At 56.3% G+C, this 20,713-nt stretch carries 11 protein-coding genes and 1 riboswitch; of the genes, 5 read left to right on the forward strand and 6 right to left on the reverse strand.

Annotated features, from left to right (window positions below; genetic code table 11):
* Window positions 1-110 precede the first annotated feature (110 nt).
* Complete coding sequence (glnA, locus tag BBOH_RS00785; protein WP_033520222.1) at window positions 111-1,547, forward strand: type I glutamate--ammonia ligase; 1,437 nt, start codon at window positions 111-113, stop codon at window positions 1,545-1,547.
* A 122-nt stretch (window positions 1,548-1,669) separates the two neighbouring features.
* Here glnA and BBOH_RS00790 read toward each other — a convergent pair whose 3' ends face one another.
* From BBOH_RS00790 to BBOH_RS00800, 3 genes are all read right to left on the reverse strand, one after another.
* Window positions 1,670-2,872, reverse strand: coding sequence for a P-loop NTPase (locus BBOH_RS00790; protein WP_033520623.1), 1,203 nt, complete (start codon window positions 2,870-2,872; stop codon window positions 1,670-1,672).
* A gap of 181 nt (window positions 2,873-3,053) precedes the next feature.
* Entirely contained in the window at window positions 3,054-5,852 is a 2,799-nt protein-coding gene (gene ligA, locus BBOH_RS00795; RefSeq protein WP_052118094.1) for an NAD-dependent DNA ligase LigA, read from the reverse strand.
* A 145-nt stretch (window positions 5,853-5,997) separates the two neighbouring features.
* Window positions 5,998-9,015: a tetratricopeptide repeat protein gene (locus BBOH_RS00800; protein WP_143242339.1), complete on the reverse strand. Its 3,018-nt coding sequence runs from the start codon at window positions 9,013-9,015 to the stop codon at window positions 5,998-6,000.
* 575 nt (window positions 9,016-9,590) lie between these two features.
* Between BBOH_RS00800 and BBOH_RS00805 the strand changes: the two genes are divergently transcribed.
* Window positions 9,591-11,837, forward strand: coding sequence for a glycosyltransferase (locus tag BBOH_RS00805; RefSeq protein WP_143242340.1), 2,247 nt, complete (start codon window positions 9,591-9,593; stop codon window positions 11,835-11,837).
* A gap of 78 nt (window positions 11,838-11,915) precedes the next feature.
* On the opposite strand, the gene BBOH_RS00810 is transcribed toward BBOH_RS00805, so the two are convergent.
* Window positions 11,916-13,100 carry a pyridoxal phosphate-dependent aminotransferase gene (locus BBOH_RS00810; RefSeq protein WP_033520630.1) on the reverse strand — a complete coding sequence of 395 codons (1,185 nt, stop codon included), beginning with the start codon at window positions 13,098-13,100 and terminating at the stop codon, window positions 11,916-11,918.
* Complete coding sequence (gene ppgK / locus BBOH_RS00815; RefSeq protein WP_081930240.1) at window positions 13,100-13,936, reverse strand: polyphosphate--glucose phosphotransferase; 837 nt, start codon at window positions 13,934-13,936, stop codon at window positions 13,100-13,102. Before ppgK ends, BBOH_RS00810 begins: the two co-directional genes overlap by 1 nt.
* A gap of 818 nt (window positions 13,937-14,754) precedes the next feature.
* Window positions 14,755-14,907, forward strand: a riboswitch (FMN riboswitch).
* Between the two features lie 5 nt (window positions 14,908-14,912).
* On the opposite strand from ppgK, the gene BBOH_RS00820 reads away from it, so the two are divergent.
* From BBOH_RS00820 to BBOH_RS00830, 3 genes are all read left to right on the forward strand, one after another.
* Complete coding sequence (locus BBOH_RS00820; protein WP_033520223.1) at window positions 14,913-15,539, forward strand: ECF transporter S component; 627 nt, start codon at window positions 14,913-14,915, stop codon at window positions 15,537-15,539.
* A 53-nt stretch (window positions 15,540-15,592) separates the two neighbouring features.
* Complete coding sequence (locus BBOH_RS00825; RefSeq protein ID WP_237743098.1) at window positions 15,593-17,974, forward strand: energy-coupling factor transporter ATPase; 2,382 nt, start codon at window positions 15,593-15,595, stop codon at window positions 17,972-17,974.
* Between the two features lie 162 nt (window positions 17,975-18,136).
* Window positions 18,137-19,480, forward strand: coding sequence for a metal-dependent hydrolase family protein (locus BBOH_RS00830; protein ID WP_033520224.1), 1,344 nt, complete (start codon window positions 18,137-18,139; stop codon window positions 19,478-19,480).
* A gap of 304 nt (window positions 19,481-19,784) precedes the next feature.
* On the opposite strand, the gene BBOH_RS00835 is transcribed toward BBOH_RS00830, so the two are convergent.
* Entirely contained in the window at window positions 19,785-20,582 is a 798-nt protein-coding gene (locus BBOH_RS00835; protein ID WP_033520225.1) for an alpha/beta fold hydrolase, read from the reverse strand.
* Between the last annotated feature and the right edge of the window lie 131 nt (window positions 20,583-20,713).

Genomic DNA, 20,713 nt, shown 5'->3' on the forward strand with positions numbered 1-20,713 from the left:
TCTCGACTATGGACATAAACGAAACATGGATGTAACCCAAATCACGAATCGACGAAATCCGCATCGTCCACACTGATGTCATTATCCAATTCGAACGAAAGGAACACTCCATGAGTGCACTTGAAACCAAGGAGGACCTTGAGGCCCTAATTAATACAGAAGGTGTTGAGTACGTTTCCGTGCGATTCACCGATTTGATTGGAGTTCAGCAGCACTTCACGGTTCCCGCCAGCGAGTTTCTCAAGGACGCCTTCACGGACGGCGAACCGTTTGACGGTTCCTCCATCCGTGGCTTCCAGGCTATTGAGAACTCTGACATGAAGTTGCTTCCAGACGTTTCGACGGCATACCTTGACCCGTTCCGCAAGCACAAGACGCTCATCGTTTCGCATTCCGTCGTGGACCCGATCACCATGGAGCCTTACTCACGAGACCCTCGTCAGGTGGCTGCCAAGGCGGAGGCCTACATCAAGTCCACCGGCGTTGCCGACACGGCCTGCTTCGCCCCTGAAGCCGAGTTCTTCCTGTTCGACAGTGTGCGTTTCGAGAATTCCATGCAGCGTTCATTCTACGAGGTCGATTCCAACGAGGCCCCTTGGAACACCGGCGCCGAGGCCGAACTGGACGGTTCGCCGAACATCGGATTCAAGAATAGGGTCAAGGGCGGCTACTTCCCGCCGGCTCCGCAGGATCACAATCAGGATTTGCGCGACGACATGGTCGCGAATCTGCAAAAGGTCGGCCTTATCCTCGAACGCAGCCACCACGAGGTGGGCGGCGCCGGCCAGCAGGAGATCAACTACCGCTTCAACACGTTGCTGCATGCCGGCGATGATCTGATGAAGTACAAGTACGTCGTGCACGAAACCGCCTTCGAGGCAGGCAAGGCCGTGACCTTCATGCCCAAGCCCATCGCCGGTGACAACGGTACCGGCATGCACTGCCACCAGTCGCTCTGGAAGGACGGCAAACCGCTCTTCTTCGACGAGAACGGCTACGGCGGTCTTTCCGACATTGCTCGCTGGTACATCGGAGGCCTGATTAGGCACGCATCGTCCGTGCTGGCGTTCACGAACCCGTCCTTGAACTCCTATAAGCGTTTGGTGCCCGGATACGAAGCCCCGACGAATCTTGTATACTCGGCGCGTAACCGCTCAGCGGCGATCCGCATACCGTTCGCAGGCACCTCGCCGGCGGCCAAGCGCATTGAGTTCCGCGTGCCCGACCCTTCGGCCAATCCGTTCCTTGCATTCTCCGCCCAGCTGATGGCCGGCATTGATGGCGTGCTCAACCACATCGAGCCGCCGGCTCCCGTTGACAAGGATATCTACGAACTTCCGCCGGAGGAACTGAACACCATGAAGCACGTACCGGCCTCATTGGGAGAAGCGCTCGATGCCCTTGAGGAGGATAACGACTTCCTCACCGCCGGCGATGTGTTCACTCCTGATCTGCTGGAAACCTGGGTGGCTTTGAAGCGCGATGAAATCGACCAGCAGCGGTTGGCTCCCACCCCACTCGAGTACGAGCTTTACTTCAACATCTGAAAGTCGAATACTCAATGCCATGTGAAGGCGACGTCAATTGCCAGAATGTAATGACGTCGCCTTCGTCATATGTGGCGCTAAAACAACTTTTATTTACTCTGCAGCGCCCCCAGCGACATGCACTATCGCATCAGCGTTTGGGCCAGATTCGTAAAAGACATGGCCAGTGGCCCGGTGCCCAAGGTTCCATCAGGTTGCAACACCGCAGGTCGCCCGGCTTCTCCGGTCTGACGAATCTGCGGAAGCAACGGCAACTGGGTCAGCAACGGCACATCGTAACCCAGCGCCGAGGTGAGTCGCTCACTGACGCGAACACCGCCGCCCTCACCGAAAATGTTGAGACGCTCACCACGGTGATCGAAATAACTCATGTTCTCGATGACCCCACGCACCTTCATCGGCACTTGCAGCGCCACCAGGCCCGAACGCACGGCCACTTCGGAGGCGCTCGGCTGCGGGGTGGTGACCACAAGCAACTCGGCGTTGGGCAGGGTCTGCGCCACGGAGAGCGCCATGTCCCCTGTTCCCGGAGCCATGTCCAGCACCAGCACATCCGGCTCTCCCCACCACACATCGGCGAGGAACTGTTCCAGCGAGCGTTGCAGACGCGGGCCTCGCCAGAGAATCGCCCGGTCCGACCCGGCAAACATGCCGATGGAAATGAGCTTGACGCCCCAAGCGGTAACGGGCATCAGCATGCCATTGAGATCAGTGGGCTGTGTGTGCACTCCCAATAGACGCGGCAACGAGAAACCATAGATATCCGCGTCGATGGCGGCCGTGTCGTAGCCAAGCGCGGCAAACGTGGCGGCAAGATTCGCCGCAACCGATGATTTACCAACACCGCCTTTGCCGGATGCCACAGCGAAAATACGGGTTTTGATGCCCGGTTTGTTGAACGGGTTCTGCCGACGTTCGGCCTTGAGACGAGAGACAAGCGAGTCAAGCTTCTCGGGTCCCATCGTGCCCACTTCGATATGCGGTATCAGCTTGCAAGCCTGATATGAGCTGATCGCGCCGTTGATCTGGTCCGTGATCGTTTCAGACAGCGGACAGCCCGGAACCGTCAGTTCAACTTTGACCGTGACATCATAACGGTCGGCGCTCGACCGCGCACCATCATAATCCGGCGGCAGAATTGATCCGTCTTTTACGCCTGAGCCACCGTCCGTTGCGGTTGCGACAGTTGCATTGCAGTCGTCGACAGGCCGAGCAACCACCGCGACGATCATGCCGAGGTCGGTGACTGATCGGCCGAGTTCCGGGTCAATGACACGGCTGAGCCGTTCATAGACCTCCGCCTCAATCGTATGGGGGTCCATCATATCTGTCATATCGTCTCTCCTCACGATTCCACTCATACGATAGCGTTTAGAAATGCGACTTGCCAGAGCAACCAAGAAAAACGTGAGTGCAGTCCGCCAATGTTGTACGTGTCGGAACACGAAACTGATCGCAACTCATCCCTAACGGCTTGACGGCATTGCAACCTGGTCAACAAGCGGATTACGCATTCGCCTTTGCACCCGGCTCACCGGTTACCAACAACTGTTTGAACTGCGTCTCATCAAGCATGGGAATCCCCAATGCCTCAGCCTTGGACGCCTTTGATCCGGCGTTGGCGCCGATGACCACGTAATCGGTTTTCCTACTCACCGAGCCCGCCGCCTTGCCACCGCGCTCGACAATGGCCTCTTGAGCACCTTCACGACTGTAATCCTCAAGCGATCCGGTGACCACGACGGTCCTTCCGCTAAGTGTCTGCGGTAGGGTGTTCTCCTCTACGCTTTGGCCGACACCGGCCGCTTTCCAAGCATCGAGTATTTTGCCACGCCAATCGCCGGGCTCACGCGCTGCCGCAAACCAGCCGACGACCGATTCGGCGATCTCAGTGCCAATCCCGTTGATCTGAGCCAGCTCTTCCACACCAGCCTTACTGATGGCATCAAGCGAGCCGAAGCGCCCAGCAATCAACCGCGCCGTGGGCGGACCCAGACGTCGAATGGAAAGCGCCACCAACACGCGCCACAGGTCAGCCTGCCTGGCCTTGCCTATCTCTTCGAGCATCTTTCGCGTATTCTCTGCAGGACGCACATATACGGGGCGTCCTTCGAAATTCCTGACTCCACCGGAGCGCGTGCCGACGACCACGGCGTCGGCTGGCACGTCGTAACCGGGCCAACGGGAACTATTCCGGTCATTCAATACCGGCGTACCCGGCTCGTCACCCAACGCCGCCGAATTGTCCATCGGAGTTTGAGCCGTCTGGACAGATTCGGAATCATCGGCGTTGCCCGCCGAATTCTTCGACTTCAGCCTTTTGGCCGATGTGGGAGCCGTCCAAAAGGCCGGAACGCGATGCCACAATCCGGAACCACCCACACGACGCCGTATCTTGCGTTGCTTGCCTTTCGCATCGGTCGCTTCGCTGACCTCGATAATCGCAGATTCGCGCCACACCTCGACATCACGCAAATCGTCCGCGCTCAACGAGAACAGGTCCGCCTCGCTGGTGAGCACCGGCAGTTGCTTGGCGGGCAGGGTCAATCCAGGAGCAGGCGTATACGGCTCAGGCTCCTGCCCCGGAGCCACCTCGATATCACGCAAATCGGGGGCATAGGTGGCCACGGAATCAGGCCGGTTGTCTTCGGGATTGGTCAAAGCAATCGCGCTCTGCTCCCCCAAATGCTCGATGTCGAACGCCTTGCGGCCGGCGAGGTTCATGATCCGTTGGGTGAACTGTGCCGGGCATGATTCGATGTTCGGACAGCGAATGTCCTTGTCGCCCTCTTTCGCCGGCGCCAGCTTCGTGCCGCACGACGGACAATATTCAGGCATCACAAATTCACGCAGCTGTTCCTCATGCCCTTTACGTAATTCAAGCACGGGACCGACGATTTCCGGAATGACATCACCGGCTTTACGCACAACCACGGTGTCTCCGATCAACACGTTCTTATGCTTGACCTCCGAAGGGTTGTGCAGTGTCGCGGCAGCCACCGTGGAACCGGCGACATACACGGGCTGAAGCACGGCGACCGGAGTGACACGTCCGGTACGCCCAACCTGCACTGCGATATCAAGCAGCTTGGTATTGACTTCTTCAGGGGGGTATTTGTATGCGATAGCCCACTTCGGAGCCCTGGAAGTGGCGCCTAAGCGTCGTTGCAACCGCAGATCATCGACTTTAAGTACGATGCCATCGAGTGCATGCTCAATCTGGTCGCGATGTTCACCATAGTGATCGATCATCTCAAGCACCTGATCGAACGTGGTCACTTCGCGGTTGTGCGGCGAAATTGGAACGCCCCATTTACGGTACAGCTCATATGCCTCGGACTGATCGTTGACCTCATCGTGACCCCGATGGACCGAATCGCTACCCCAACGCAACTGACCAAGTCCATGGGCGTAAAAACTTAAATGCCGCGAAGCCGTGATGCGAGGATCCTTCTGACGAAGCGACCCTGCTGCCGCGTTTCTCGGGTTTGCAAAAGCGGCATTGCCTTCGTCCTCATTGGCCTGATTCAACGCGCGGAAGTCATCCCAACGCATGAATACCTCTCCACGTATCTCCACAAACTCTGGGATGTCGCTGGCTTCGCCAGCCAAAGTCGCAGGAATCGAGCCAATGGTACGCACGTTGGTCGTGATGTCTTCACCGGTCACACCGTCACCACGTGTCAATCCCTGTTCCAACACCCCATTTCGGTACAGAAGATTCAGTGCCAGGCCGTCTATTTTGACTTCGCAACTCATCGGCAATACATCACCTTGGGCTAGTCCCAGAGACTGCCGAACACCGTCGTACCATCCACGCAGTTCCTCAATCGAAAACACGTCGTCGAGGCTCATCATCTGCGAAGGATGCCGCACCGAGGCGAAATCATTGGAGAACGTTCCTCCGACGCGGTGCGTCGGTGATTGCGGGGTATCGAGGGCGGGAAAAGCCGATTCAAGACGCGTCAGGCATCGTACGCGAGCGTCGTAGGCGGAATCGGAGGAAACCGGTGAATCGTCGATATAGTATGCCACCTGGTCGTTCTCCACCCACGAAGCCACCCGCGCCCAAAGCCGGGCCGCAGCCTGATTGGTCAGCTCAGTGACATCGAGTTCGTCAAGACTGATTGCATCGGCATCGGTGGGTTGCAGAGCTGAAATCCATTCCAGAGAGCCGGGCACCAAATCCCTTCTACCGGTATCGGCTGCCGGCAGAACATCATCACTTGTCAAATCCCATGCCAGTTGTTCGTTTCGGCCGTTCTCGCGGTCCGTCCCATTGCCGTTCGGTTCATGAGTCGTCATACCGTTTGCCCCACATCCATTTCAAACCTATGCCATCCTGATTCCCGATTCTACGAACGGGATGGTACTTGGTTCCGTACCGGCGTGATCAATCGCAAGGCGCCCACGCTTATTCCAGAACAAGAAAGTCAAACCGCCACTGGATTCACGCACTTAGTGAACGCAGGAATTGTGCCTGCGCCATATCAATGCCTTCATCGAAGCTGTCATTCATGCGGGCGGCCGCCACTGACAGGGTGCGGGCAGGAACGAACATGCCGCCGTCAACACAGACCTGCGCAGCCTGTCGGACGATATCCGCCACCTGAGTTCGCGGCCAGACCGGTACGCCATAACCCTCAAGCACTTGCTGGGCAGCCGTGTACGAAGTAGGCACCAAAATACACTGAGATCGCGCACGCGAAAGAAGTTCCTGCAACTCGGAATCCAACGATCCGATTTTATTTGGTGAAATATGTTCGCTCATGATATAGCAAGCCACTGCCACCGCGAATTCGCCGCTCATCCACTCGGCATAGGCAAGCCGATAATAGGCGTAAGCCGCATCGTCGCGATCGAGGCATACCCGCAATGCGTTAAGACACGCGGCACGCGCCGAGTTCCAGTCCTCCTCACGAGCCAGCTGCACAGCCAAGCGCAGATGCGAAAGGGGATAGGCCGGGGCGTAGGCCACAAGGGCATTCAAATGAGGCAGCGCAGCCTTGGCGCCTTGTAATTGAGCCAGCATGTCAGCCAACTCCATATGGGCGTAAAAAAGGTTGTCGGGTATCAGCACCGTATGTTCGTCGCTGGTGGCGAAAAGACGGTTATATACCACACGCTCTGCATATGAGTTGAAATAACGTGGCGCTTTGGTGCCGGCATACTGCGCATCCACTTTGGCGACGGTGCCACTCAACTCCTCCAACGCCTGTTCAACCTCACCGGAGAAAAGCAAATCCCGGGTCTTGAGGCGCGCACGATCAATCTCATCGGCCAACGTAAAATGCAAATCAGGCGTATCTGTCCCGTCGATCAGCGCACTATTGATCGTGGGAGCAAAATCAGCTAGTTCCGGGTCTCCGAAAGCTCTGACAATCTCCATCGCTTCATTCGCCTTGGCGACACTGGGCAGCGAGTCATTCACTGCAATTCGATGAAAATCGGAAACCGCCCGTTGCATCAGATCGGCCCGCTGTATCGAAAGTCCGACCATATCGCGGCAGCCAAGAACTTCGGATTGCTCATCGGTAAACGGCACCTCGGAGAACTCCGGTTCCTCACCGCTGCCAAACGGCGAAAACCGTTTATCCCTCAGCGTGAATTGGGCGGTCGAACCGGCATTTGCGACGGAATGCTCTCGGCTCGCAGCCCCATCCGTGTCTCCAGTGTCATCGATATCTAGTTGGGCACCGAACAGACGATATGTTTCCTCCGGGTGATCGAGTCCATCTTGCTCCATCCGAGCGAGAAAGCGGTCGCGTGTAAAGGTGACTGATGCCATGTTCCTCATGGTCGGACCGTTGCGCAACACGGACATTGGATCGTCGTCATCACCATCGTCCTGATGGTCAAGGAAAAGGACAGAGCCGGAGGCATCGGAATCAAGCTCACCCTGCGTTGTCTGGAACGCCATGGAATCCATATCGATGCCTTGCATCAGTGATTCGAATTCCGAGTCGACCGTCGCGTCGTTGAGATCATGAGTGCCGTCTGGACCACTGTCCTCATCCGAAACGCCATTCCTGGAAGCCTCCTCAGCGTGTGAGGATGTTGGAGACGAGTCCGCATGTTCGGAAGCCGTCTGCGAACGATCGGAGGACCCGCTGCGATCAGATTGAACATTGCGGTCATCCTGCCCGGCAGAAACCCACGAATCTGAGGTGGACCGAAGTGGTGTTTGCGTCACCGAGGGCGCATGAGCCGGATCCCCGTGAAAATCGCCGTCCTTAGGATCAGCCTTGGACGAGGGACCATGATGATCGGGCCTCAAACCACGTTCGAACATACCCAACGCTTGAGCGATCAGTTTGGAAATCGCGGAATCCTGCTGTTTGACCGCCTGATCAAGACCCATCGAATCCATGCGAATGGAGACATGATCAACGTCCGGACCCGCCCCGAAACACATCGCCGCCACAATCAAACCAACACGCAGGTTATAACGACGGCCCAAAGCGGCACGTTCGGCATCGTCCAGATCACGCCAACTGCGTGAAAAACCATCATATCTGCGGGCAGGCATGACAATCTCACCGACACTGGTCAGGCTTACTGCAACCTCACCATCGTACAGATTCGAACGGAATTCAGTTTCAAAACGATAAGGGACCTTCAGGCGGCGCAATAACGTGGATACGGACTGGCGGTAGATCCATTCACTCGGATTCGAGGCAAGTTCAACCTGGGCCACCGGTAAGGGAGCCGTCTGCGATACACTGACGGACTGTTGTTCAGCCGCCTGCATAACGCGCCGTATCGACTCACGGCTGGACTCATCAAGGCTGATGTCTTTCGCGTTTTCAAAATTCAACGCCAGCAAGGCAGGGTTGTCGAGTAGCGTTTGATCGATGCGTGCCGCCTGGTCGCGCGTCACGGTATCCTCAACCGGCAACGAACCGATATGCATGTTGCGTTCAAGCCACAGACTCACCGCTGCAAAGCGGTTGAGTCCGGCTTCGATGTCCAACGCCTCCAAAGCAGGGGAAAGATCAAGCGAATCGTCCCATGAGAAGAAATAGTTGCCGGAATAGCTCGATGAAAACAGATGTAATGGCTCGGCGCCATGAACAACCTCTAGTCCAGGAGATGGCCTGAGGGCACCGCAATCGGCCATCAGTTCCTCGAAATAGTCCTCCAAGCCTGAAACTCGCAGCCCAACGGCCTTGGCTCGTTCGGAATCCTTGACGCTGCGGCGTATGGCCCCCAGCGGCGCCTCGTGATTGAGCCTGCGGAAGATGTTGCCGGCGCCGAAGCCCATAAGACGGCCGTCAAGCTGCGGGAGCATGTACGTGGAGAAAAACGCGACGGAAAGCGCGTCACGGTATTCCAAATCGACACGCATATGCCTTGGTACCAAAAGACGCATCTGTTCAAGGGTGTAGCGATCACCGTCTTTGATCCATGAAGCCAGCCAGGACATCTGACCGAACGGATCACGCCCGACAACGCTCCCTTGCGTCACGGTTGCGCCCCTATCTTCCCGAAAATGGTGTCCGACACGTGATCTTGCGTTGTCGGCTAAGGTAAATTCGCCTTCCTTGCCAAATACCAACGCGGGTTCAAGCACTTGTGTGTCCATTTTGGTATCGGATCCGAGGAAAACTCGTCCCTTTCCGTCAGCCAACCCCAGCTGGCAGAAACGACGCGAGTCCAAAAATAAGCCGATGGAGAAAAAGCGTCCATGAAGTTCCGGCATCTGAACCCAACCTGGCCTTATAATTTCAGAGGTGGAGGGGAAATCAGAGAAAATCCGATATTTGACCAACGGGCCTACCGTGGTGGAATGTTCATATAGTTGTTTTGTGAACGACCGCAAGCCTTCGGAGCGTTGCTCACCCGGATGGTCGGCATGACGCGATGCGTGTGGGTCAGCTGCTCGATCACCATATCCGGTGCTCATATGACTGGCCACGCCACCGGCCCGTCGCGCAACTCGACGTTCCCAATTCGATGCAAAATCCCGCAGGCGTGGTATGAAACTAGGCATGGTAACGATTCTCGCAACGCAACCAGACATAAGCTTATAGAATAATGGTGATGAACATTTTCAAGCACGACTTCGATCGGCACCGCCCCATGTGGATTGCGTGCGCGCTGATACTTGCCGCCATAGCCGTAATCGAAGTCGTGCCATGCAACTTGCCATTCTGGACATCGTTTGGAGCCAGCACCGATTCGGTTTCGGCAGTTAACCCGCTGGGATCGGGGCTACGCCGTCAAGACGACGGCACTCTGACCGTCACGGACCCGACCAATGCGTACATGGAGGTCACAGCCGACGGAAGCTCCCCGTTCGTGCGATTGGAAGCGACAACGCCCCCACTTCACAAACACACGACCAAAACCGAACTCGACAGCGATAACATGCCTCAGACTTACGTTCATGTCCGGCTTGACACGGGTGGAGCATCACAGGCTGGGCAGTCGGTTGACACGCGCGTGGCTCATTCGTTGTATCTGAGGTCGCCCGGCCATGCGGCGACCCTCAGACTATGGATTCAGGAGCCCAAAGGCACCGCCATTGCAATCAGCGCCATGCGGGCGAATGTTCGTGTCCCCTTCCGGTTCGATGTCTGGCGCTTTGTGGTGATGGCTGCATTTGCAATGCTCCTCATCGCATTTCGTCCCCATGCCGCATTATGGAACACACGGCTTGACACGGGCAGCCGGCCGCAGCGCCTGGCTTTCGCGGGATTCGCTATTTGCAATGCCATATTGATGAGCACCGTCGTTATCTCTTCGATCCGGTCGGCTTCACCCGGAGTGTTTCATGAACCCAGAGGATACACTTACGATTTCAACCAATACGGGCATTTGGCGGATTCTCTGATCCAAGGCCGCACTTGGCTCGACCTGCCGCAGTCTGACGCGCTGGCCACCGTCGCCAATCCCTATGACCCTGCCGTGCGTGAGATGATGCTCGCCAAAGGAGAGGGTCCGATGTACTGGGATTATGTCTATCGTTCGGGACATTGGTACTCATATTTCGGAGTGTTGCCGGCTCTGTTCCTGTTCGTGCCATATCGTCTGATCACAGCCATATTCGTACCCGGCGGTTTGATGCTCCCGGCTCAAGCCGCCACCGCGGTGTTACTGTTCGCGTTCATCATTTGCGGCTCACTGCTGATTATCCGCATCATCTCGCGCACGGTTCCCCATGCAAGTCTCGCCTCAACGATTTTGGCGCTGACATTGTTTCTATTGGGATCGAACACCGGATATTTGTCGTTCAGAATGAATTTCTATTCGATTCCATTCGCCGCTTCGCTCGCAGTCAGTGCATTGGGATTGTGGTTCTGGATCGGCGCAACGATGTCGCACACACGACACGCCGTGACCATAGGCAATTCCGACCCCCTTTCATGGCCGCACCTGATGGCCGGATCATGTTTCATCGCCGCCAACTTCGGCTGTCGCCCGACCTTCACGCTCGTCGCTTTACTGGCTTTTGTATTGTTTGGCCCTCAGTTACGTCAATTACGCAACTTACGGTCGATGCGGCGTTCCGACCGTAGAGCCGCTATGGTCGTTTTGTGCTCGATCATCATCCCCGCACTCATCGTGGTCGCACCGCTGACCCTCTACAACATGCTGCGTTTCGGTTCAGCGGTGGATTTCGGTGAACGTTACCAAATCACGGTAGCCGATATGATGCACCACCATATGGCGACCATGAACCTGTTGCCCAGTATAGGATATTACCTGTTCCTGCCATTGCGGACTTCACCGGATTTTCCGTTCCTTTCCATCAATCCCACGCCTTTGCCCACTTGGAACTACAACGAACCGATGATAGGCGGACTGATCGCCCTGTGCCCCGCACTGCTACTGGCCGCGTGTATGGCGTTGCCTCGCGTACGCAGAATCATGAACGATTCGACGATCAGACCGACCGTCACTGCCATGCTTCCGCTCGCCTTGGCGTTGCTCGTCTTCGATAGCCTCAAAGGAGGTCTCGGATGGCGATATATGGTCGATTTCGGCTGGCTTATCGCCATTCCGGCCTCGACAGCTCTGGCCGCGATCACCCGATGCGGCAAAGAGCATTCGGTCGATCGCCACGAAACGTTGGTTGAGCAAGAACCACTCTTCGCACATGTCATTGCCGGCATCCAACACCTTGGAGGCTCGATCAGGTATCCGTTGCGACTCATCGCAACACTGCTGATAGTATTCAGCTTGATCGTTGATCTACTTTGCATGTTCGTTCCCGGCCGCGAAGACGCACTGACACGCACCAATCCGGCGCTTTATCAGTCCGTGGCCTCGTGGTTCAAGCTATAAGCGCTCCTATGACGGCTAGCCGCCATGTGATGAAAACCTTCAAGGCATGGCGTTGAGCCGGCTTAACAGCAAGCCGGCTCAATTGCCCATCTCTCGCTGAACGGCGGTAAGTATGGCGCGAACATTGCGTTCGAAATCAGACGGCTCCGGCAGCAGGGAAAGAGCAAGGTAGCCATTGTGAACCATATCAAAGAAATAACCGGGTTGCCCTGTCAACCCAAAATCATCGATCAGCCTCAATACCAAAGCGTTCTCCTCGATCACCGAGGGGAATCGCAGCAGCACGTTCCAGCCGCCCTCCGCCCTAAGCACCGAGACTAAACCCTGGGAATCGTCAACGAGCATGTGATGAAGTGCAAGCAGATTGCCTCGCGTCCGGTTCCGAACCCGCTCAAGCTGGTCCGGCACGGCCGCAAGCAGCTCAGGCATACGTTCGGCGATGATGTCACTGAACGGCAGATAATCGTCGGCTATAACATCCAAACGACGTTGGGCCTGGTCCACCAAGTCATTCGGCCCGGAGACCTCTATCCATCCAACTTTGGCATGTGGAGCCGCCAACAGTTTCGAAAAACCGTCAAGCGCGAAAATCAGTGCGCCATTTTCACCTGCAAAACGCCTGTCGCCACTAAACGGTTCAAGCGAATAATCAAAGAACACCTCATCGGCAATGATGGCGATCTCGTGCTGACGGCACAGGGTGATCAACCGTTCGCGTTCCTGAGGTTTGACGTATGATCCTGTGGGATTATTCGGGTTGATGACGACGATCGCACGCACGCCGGTCGCGTCCGGGCCCTCAAGTGCGGCCTCTATGGATGACATGTCCATGAACCACGAGCCATCGAACTCCAGCTGATATTCCAGCGTCCGCACGTTCTCCAAGCGACCGATTGACTCGATCAGAGGATAACCGGGTTTGGGAGCGAGCACCACATCGCCGGAATCGCACATAAGCTTAAACAGCCACGAATACGCCTGTGAGGTGGAACTCAGCAGATACAGCCGTGATGGATCGACCGCCCGTGACACTCCCTCGCGAGCGGAACGCCGCCCCAGAAAGTCGGCAAGTTGCTCTCGAGCAGCCCGAGACCCTCTAGGATCGGCGACATAGGCTCCCGGCACCTGGTCGGGAGCCAAACCATGACGTGTGGGATTCGAATCATTGACGCTGACGAGTGTGCGCCCGTCAGCACGTGCGACTGCTTCTGCTCGTGCGATGACGTTCAACGTCTCGGAGCCTACGCGTGAAGAGAAACGAATCACGCGAGTGATGGATTATTCGCACGCGACGCCACCACTACCGTGGGCGGGTAAACCGTCTCGGGAACGTTGTTGTGCTGCACGTTCGCGTAGTATGCGGCACCGATGATACCGGCTTCGTTGCGTAATTTCGCCGGAACCATAGGCGTCTTCACTTCAATGAACGGAAGGAACTTGTCGCTCATGCGGCTGACCCCGCCGCCGACGACGAACAGGTCAGGGCTGAAATACATTTCGAGCAGCGAATAGTATTTGGTCAGACGCCTGGCCCACTTCTTATAACCGAGGCTCTTCGCGTCACGAACCGAGGATGCGGCGTACTTTTCGGCGTCACCCTTGCCTTTTTTCAGTTCGATATGACCCAGCTCGGTGTTCGGCAACAATACGCCGTTATAGATCAACGCCGTCCCGATGCCGGTGCCCAGAGTCGTGGCGATAACCAGGCCCTGCTGCCCCTTGGCAGCCCCAAACTGCTGCTCAGCAAGACCCGCCGCATCGGCGTCGTTCACGACCGTGACCGGCCGACCGCACACTTCGGAGAAGAATTCGGTTGGATCGATGCCCACCCAGGCCTGATCGAGGTTGGCGATGAATTCAATCGACTTGCCCGGCTTCATAGGTGCCGGAAATGCGATACCGACGGGCACGTCGGGCCCTACTTCGAAATGTTCAAGCTCCTCACGCACCGTTTGCGCCACAGCTTTTGGAGTGGACGGCTGCGGAGTCAATATTTTCAGACGTGGTTCCGCGAACACACCGTTGACCAAATCGACCGGAGCGGCCTTAATGCCCGAACCGCCAATATCAACGCCGAAAGCTTGCGCTGTTTCAATCATGACTTCCCCTTCGGTTTGTTAAGAGCTCACAGAATCGGCTCTGAACAGCAACTCACAACTTTCGGTATCCTACCGCGCCCGATACCCAAGCACACGCAGATGGTCTGAATCAAGGGTTTTGTGTACGCCATGTGCCGTGTTTCGGTGTGTCCACGAACCAGCCTGCAAAGTCATCAAAGCGTATCCCCCTAAAGTTTGTACGGCACTTATGGTCCGGTGATGCAACGCCTTGTGAAGGTTGATTCGAGCTTCAGTCAATGCCTTCGAATCGTGTGCCAAGCGGTTACGATCTATGGAAACCGACAAGTCGACTTCTTGATAACCGGAAGCAGGGTTCGAAAATTGAACAGTGTCGTCGTAAAGTCGCCTATGCCACGACGCAATAGACCACATCACCTCGATTGCGCATGACGTGGTAACGGGTTCATATCCGAGCGCGAACTACCGGGCGCACAACGGCGATATCCCAGTTATCAACGTCGAAGGTTTTGCGGATATGCGGTAAGCCACCATAACCAGACACCACCGTGACGTCCGCAATGTTCCAATTGACTCCGTCAATCTGCCGAGCAATCGCAGCCAATGGCATGCACCGCCGCAATCGAGTCATTCAGTGGCATTCCGCACGTGCATGGATCGGATTCCGGTAGACGAACCGCTCTGGCGCAATCGAGCGTTTCATTCTCTGTTTTCAAAAGTCTCGTTCCATATGACATGACTTGCACAATACCGCTCTTCCTATATCCGACCGTTCGAAACAACGGGATGCTTGCGGTGCATTCTTCGCCTTTGGACACCCGTTCGTGTATAGCTGGAATGGCAAGTTTCAAGGAAGGTGAAATCCCTTATTGGCGGTAACGCGTGGAGCCGAGTTCATAATGGCTTCCGCACGAAGCCCGCTCGCCGCGCAAGTGGCTGATTCGGTGCGATTCCGAAGCCAACGGTAACAGTCCGGATGAAAGAAACGAGGCTCATCATGAGCGCATCTTCGCATGCCCCGAACAATCATGACAATCCCATGCCGGCAACAGGCAAAGGCCGTGATAAAACCCAATCCGCACATGCCACCGGAGTTGGGGATCGTGGCCGCTGGTCCACGCAACGCATTGCAGTTTATGCGCTTTTCGTGGCTCTTGCCATAGCGACCTCCTTCATCGGTATCAGCATTATTCCCGGTGTCTCCTACCTTAAGTACGACCCTTCAGGAATCGTGTGCTTGATTGCGGGCTTCGCCTTCGGCCCAGCTGCCGCACTGATCGTCAGCGTGTTGGGATTTGTTCCGCATCTGTTCGTGGATCCGTGGGGAGCGGTCATAGCCATCGCGGTCAGTGTGCTGCTCAGTGTGCCCGCAGCCGCGATTTACCGACGATTGCGCACACGACAAGGCGCACTGGTCGGCATTGTGGTTGGAGCTTTGCTCGCCTTTGCCGGGGCCATTGGACTCAATTTGTTGATCACACCGCTCTACCTGCCCGGCACCACCATGGCCCAAGTCGTCAAACTGATTCCGATTCTCCTGCTGTTTAATTTGGTGAAGTTCGCCATCAACGGCGTGATCACCTTTCTGATCTACAAGCCGATTTCAGACCTGTTGAACCGCTGAATCCGGAGGTCTTGATGCTAACGAATCCACGGCCGCCAATGACCGACGTGCCCATGGCCGACTTGAGATCCGTTCGATTCAGCTACGATGGGGGCCGGTCGTGGATACTCGACGACGTGAATCTTAGGATCGCCGCCGGCGAACGCATCTGTTTGATCGGCCGTAATGGATCAGGCAAATCGACACTTGCCAGACTTCTGGCAGGACTGGTTGCTCCGGACTCCGGTTCGGTGCAACTGGCAGGATACGGCGTGTTCGATGAAAACGGCTCGCAGCCGGCGCAATATCGCACGGCTCGCAGGAGAATCGGTGCCGTCTTCCAAAACCCGATGGATCAGATAGTGACCACCGTGGTATCCGACGACGTTGCCTTCGGACCGGAGAATCTCGCGTTTAAGCGCTCTCGAATCACCGAACAAGTCGACTCCTCCCTGGCATCCGTTGATATGAGAGATTTCGCCAATGCCAATCCATCTCGTATGAGCGGCGGTCAACAGCAGCGCGTAGCCATGGCCGGAATCCTCGCGATGGCGCCCAAGATGGTGGTGCTCGACGAGCCGACGGCCATGCTCGACTCCGAAGCGAGCATGGACGTCATGCAGACTTTAGATGCATTACAGCACCAAGGCGTCACCATCGTTCATGTCACACACAAACCACAAGAGCTCTCTGATGCCGACCGTATTCTCGAACTGACAGGCGGACACCTGCGTGAAACAAGCAGATCCGATGCCATAGCGTTGCTTTCAACCGACGAGGCGACGGAGCAGCACGCGCATGAGCAGATAGAGCGTCTGACGGAATCCACCCCCGCTGTCCTTGAGACCGAATCAGTTCAGGGCGATCCCGGACCAGCGGTCTCGTTCACTCATGTTTCATACCGCTACCCGCAGTCCTCGGTTGACGCGATCCATGATCTGTCATTGACCATCAACCGCGGTAAGACCATAGCGATCATGGGACGCAATGGCTCAGGTAAATCGACCCTCACCAAACTGATGGCCGCTTTGCGAAAACCTACCAACGGTACGATAACCGTGGATGGGGTCGGCAATCTTTCCAAACTATCCAAACGTGACCGCAAGCGGCTACGATCCACACTCGGACTGGTGATGCAACGACCGGAACAGCAGTTATTCGCCTCCACCGTTGAGCAGGACGTGGCTTACGGACCACGGAACCTTGGATTGTCTGAAGACGAGGTGGCGCACAGGGTTGAAACGAGTCTGAAACTGCTGGGACTCGACAGGTTTGCGAACCGTTCTCCGTTCTCGCTTTCGGGTGGACAGCAACGACTAGCAGCGATCGCCGGAATCATCGCCTGCCAGCCGCAAATCCTGGTACTTGACGAACCCTGCGCCGGACTGGACGCCGAAGCGACGATCCGGATTGAGGAGCTGATCGGCACCTTGCGCCAAAAAGGCGTGACAATCGTTCTGATCACTCATTCACGCGGCCAGGCCTATCGCTTGGCCGACCAGATCGTTACGCTTGACGGCGCCGCCAGTCGCACGGTCCGACTGGACGATGGCAGTCAGACCGTGTCTCAAACCGGCACCGCATCCATCAACAGCGCCGACAATGCACAGGATACTCAAACGGCCACGACTCACCGAGGCTCCCCGCAAACGAGTCAGCCGGAAACTTCGGTACCGTCGTCGCGGCTCGGCCGACTCGACCCTCGTGTGAAACTGCTCTCTTTCCTTGCGTTGATGTTTTCCTCGTTCGCGATGGGCTCGCCGCAGGAGCTTGTCTTGGGCGCCATCATGATCATCGGTCTTATCGTCCTCGGGCGTATCAGTCCGCTGCAACTGCTGTCCAAGACCCGAGGGTTCTTGATTATATTTATCATACTCGGAATATTCAATATGCTGTTCGTGCGTTCCGGAGATACTCTTGTCAGCGTGTTCGGATTGCCGATCACCACCGACGGGGCGATTTCCGCCATTCTGTCCATCTGCCGACTGACGTTGGTGATACTGCTCGGTGCGATTTTGCTTGAGACGACCACACCGACAACCCTGACGGACGGATTCGATTCAATGCTGTCACCCTTCAAACGTTTTGGATTGCACAGTCAGGAGACGGCTTTGGTGATGAGCCTGGCATTGCGGTTCGTGCCAACGCTTTCCGACGAAGCCAAAACGGTGGTCGAAGCACAGGCGGTACGCGCAGGATCCATCGAAACCGGCTCTCCTCGGGCTCGCATACGGGCGGCTGCGGCCATCATAGTGCCGGTTTTTGCGGGTGCGATTCGTCACGCGGACAACCTTGCACTGGCCCTCGACGCACGATGCTACGAGGAAGGCATCGAACGGACACACTGGCATCAGCTGAAACTGAACAAGCGCGACCTTGCGTTTCTCGCCCTGTGTCTGATCTATGCAGTGGCATTCATCGGTTTTCATACCATGCCTTGGCAACCTTGGCGATGAAAGCTTCCCAACTTTTATGTTGCCGCTTTGTGGCGATTACGACATATAGGTATATCCGATTATCTCTGAAACGCCCGCGAAGCCCATCAAACTTTGATAAAGTGAAACTGTTACGACATTCTGTCGCCCGTGATTCCACGACGCGGCTTTAAGGAGGCAAATATGAGCCATATTAAAACGGAGATAGAGCCATTCGCCATTGAACACGCCACCGTCGCCACCGGAGACGAGGACGGACGTACCCTCCACGACAGCACCATCGTCGTTGATGGCCTCGGCAGAATCCGCACCGTGGGACCCAGCAGCGAGGTCATCGTACCGCCGGGATATCACAAGATCGACGCGACCGGCAAAGTCGTATCCCCCGGAATGATCAACGGACACGTTCACACGTTTTCAAAGGGCAAGCCGCTCGACCCGGAGGGAAGCACTCCGGAAGGCCAACGCAAAGCCGCAAAGCTGGCGCATTCCCCCATCGGCAAGGCTGCAATGTACGCCAACAGCCGCTCCAACGTAATGACCCTGTTGAATTCCGGAGTCACCACGATTCGCACCGTAGGTGATGTCGGCTACGAAAACGCGACGTTGCGGGACCGCATCGAAGCCGGCCGGGAAGTCGGCCCCCGCATCTTGCCTTCCGGACCCATGCTTGCGATTCCTGACGGCCATGGGGCTCCGTTGCTCGCACTCGAAAGCACCACCCCGGAGGAGGCCCGCAGGAACGCGGAGACGAATATCGACCACGGTGCGACCGCCTTGAAGATAGCGGCCACCGGCGGCGTGACCGATTCACAGGTATTGGGTGAGGCCGGTGCTCCACAGATGACCATTGAAGACATGAGCGCCATCTGCGAAACCGCCCACGCCAACGACATCATCGTGGCGGCTCACGCGCAAAGCCGTGAAGGAGTGTTCCGCGCCCTGAAAGCCGGAGTCGATACCATTGAGCACGGCTGCGAGCTTGACGACGAGCTTATCGATCTGTTCCTGAACAACCCGAGGTCGTTGCGCGGCTACAGCGCGCTTGAACCTACACTTTCGGCGGGACTGCCAATGAAGTTCCTGTCTCAGGAAGCACTGCACATGACCGACATCCAGATGGCGAACTCCGTTGACGTGGTCAAGGGAATGGTCAATGGCACCCAGCAGGCACATAGGGCCGGCATCAAGGTCGGAGTTGGTACGGACACGGCCATGCCGTTTGTGACGCAGTACGGCACCTGGCGTGAGATGTACCTTCTGGTGCGGTTCGGCGGATTCACCCCCGCTGAGGCCTTCCACGCCGGCACTCAAGTGACAGCGGAGATCATTGGCGTTTCAGATGTCACCGGTTCGCTCGAAGAAGGCAAATACGCCGATCTCCTGGTGTTGGACGAAAACCCGGTCGACAATCTGCGCACGCTGGAGCACCCGTTGCTTGTCGTTGCCGCCGGTCATCCTGTGTGGCATCCGCACGTCGAGAGGTTCGCTGATATCGACGCCGAACTTGATGAGGCGTATAAGTAGATGATTACGACGCATCGTCTCATCGGATGCACCGTAGCCTGATGTCCTGCTAGGAAGCATTCTTCCTAGCAGGACGTTCTGCGTTTCACTTTGCATCGGCCACTTTCCAATGGAACGATCCCTGTCGTTCGGCCGATTCAATAGCCGTGTCATCAAAGACCGCACTCACGGAACAGGATTCCCGTGTCAATTGTGTTCATACGATAGACAATCACTGCACTATAAATGTCTCAAAGCCTGCAAGAAAAACCAAACGCACATTCTCAGATTATCGTTCCTTACGAACAACCGGCCCATAAAAGGATTATTCCTTCAGCAATCGTTGCGCCCAATGACGAACCAACGGTTTTACCGCTTCCGGATTATCAATATGAATGTTATGGCCAGCCGGGTCTACAATATGGAAAACAGCCTCCGGATAATGGGACAGCAAGGCACGTTGATCTTCATATCCAACAATTTGGTCCTCTTTGCCGACGACAATGAGCATGGGCCCTGAATATGTACCGAACCGGCTTTCAGGTTCCGTGTCAAGCCAGTAGCGGTCGCTGAGCCGCTCGTTGGCCTCTCGATCGCATGATGCCGTTCCTGGTAGAATGTACCGCTGATATCGTCTCCACGCCTCAAACGATTGGTTGACCCCCATCTGCAGGAAGTCAACGACTTTGTCCTGCGGCAGATTACTCGTGAGGTCGGGATTCGGATCGTTGACCACATGCCTGGCAACCGTTCGGTGCGCATAAACCGGATCGACCACGGGCGCAATCAATGCCATGCCAAGGACACGTTGCGGCTTGCGAGACAACAAATCACGAGCCAGGAGACCACCCATGGAATTACCCAGCAGCGCGAACCTGGCACGGCTACCCACCAGATCATCGATGGTTTCGGCGAACCAATCCACCAACTCAGGCAGGCCTCCGGGAGCCGGCAATGCAGAGGTACGGCCATGGCCGGGCAAATCAACGTAAATACGTTGAACTCCTTCAGGAAAAGCATCATCAAGCACCATTAGCGACCGGTGATCGACTCCCATTCCGTGAAGCATCACCACAGGGACTCCTGAACCTTCAACGACCGTATATGCCCGAGGCTTCACCATCACTCCAATTCCTTCGACTGCTTAAGCGTTTACAACCGTGAACGTAACCTGATGCCGACTCCATATTGCACCATGAAACGCGAACCAAGTCCTTAAAAATACGTCTGGCGCCCGCGATACCGTTTCGGCAA

This window comes from Bifidobacterium bohemicum DSM 22767 (assembly GCF_000741525.1).
GTDB classification, from domain to species: domain Bacteria; phylum Actinomycetota; class Actinomycetes; order Actinomycetales; family Bifidobacteriaceae; genus Bifidobacterium; species Bifidobacterium bohemicum.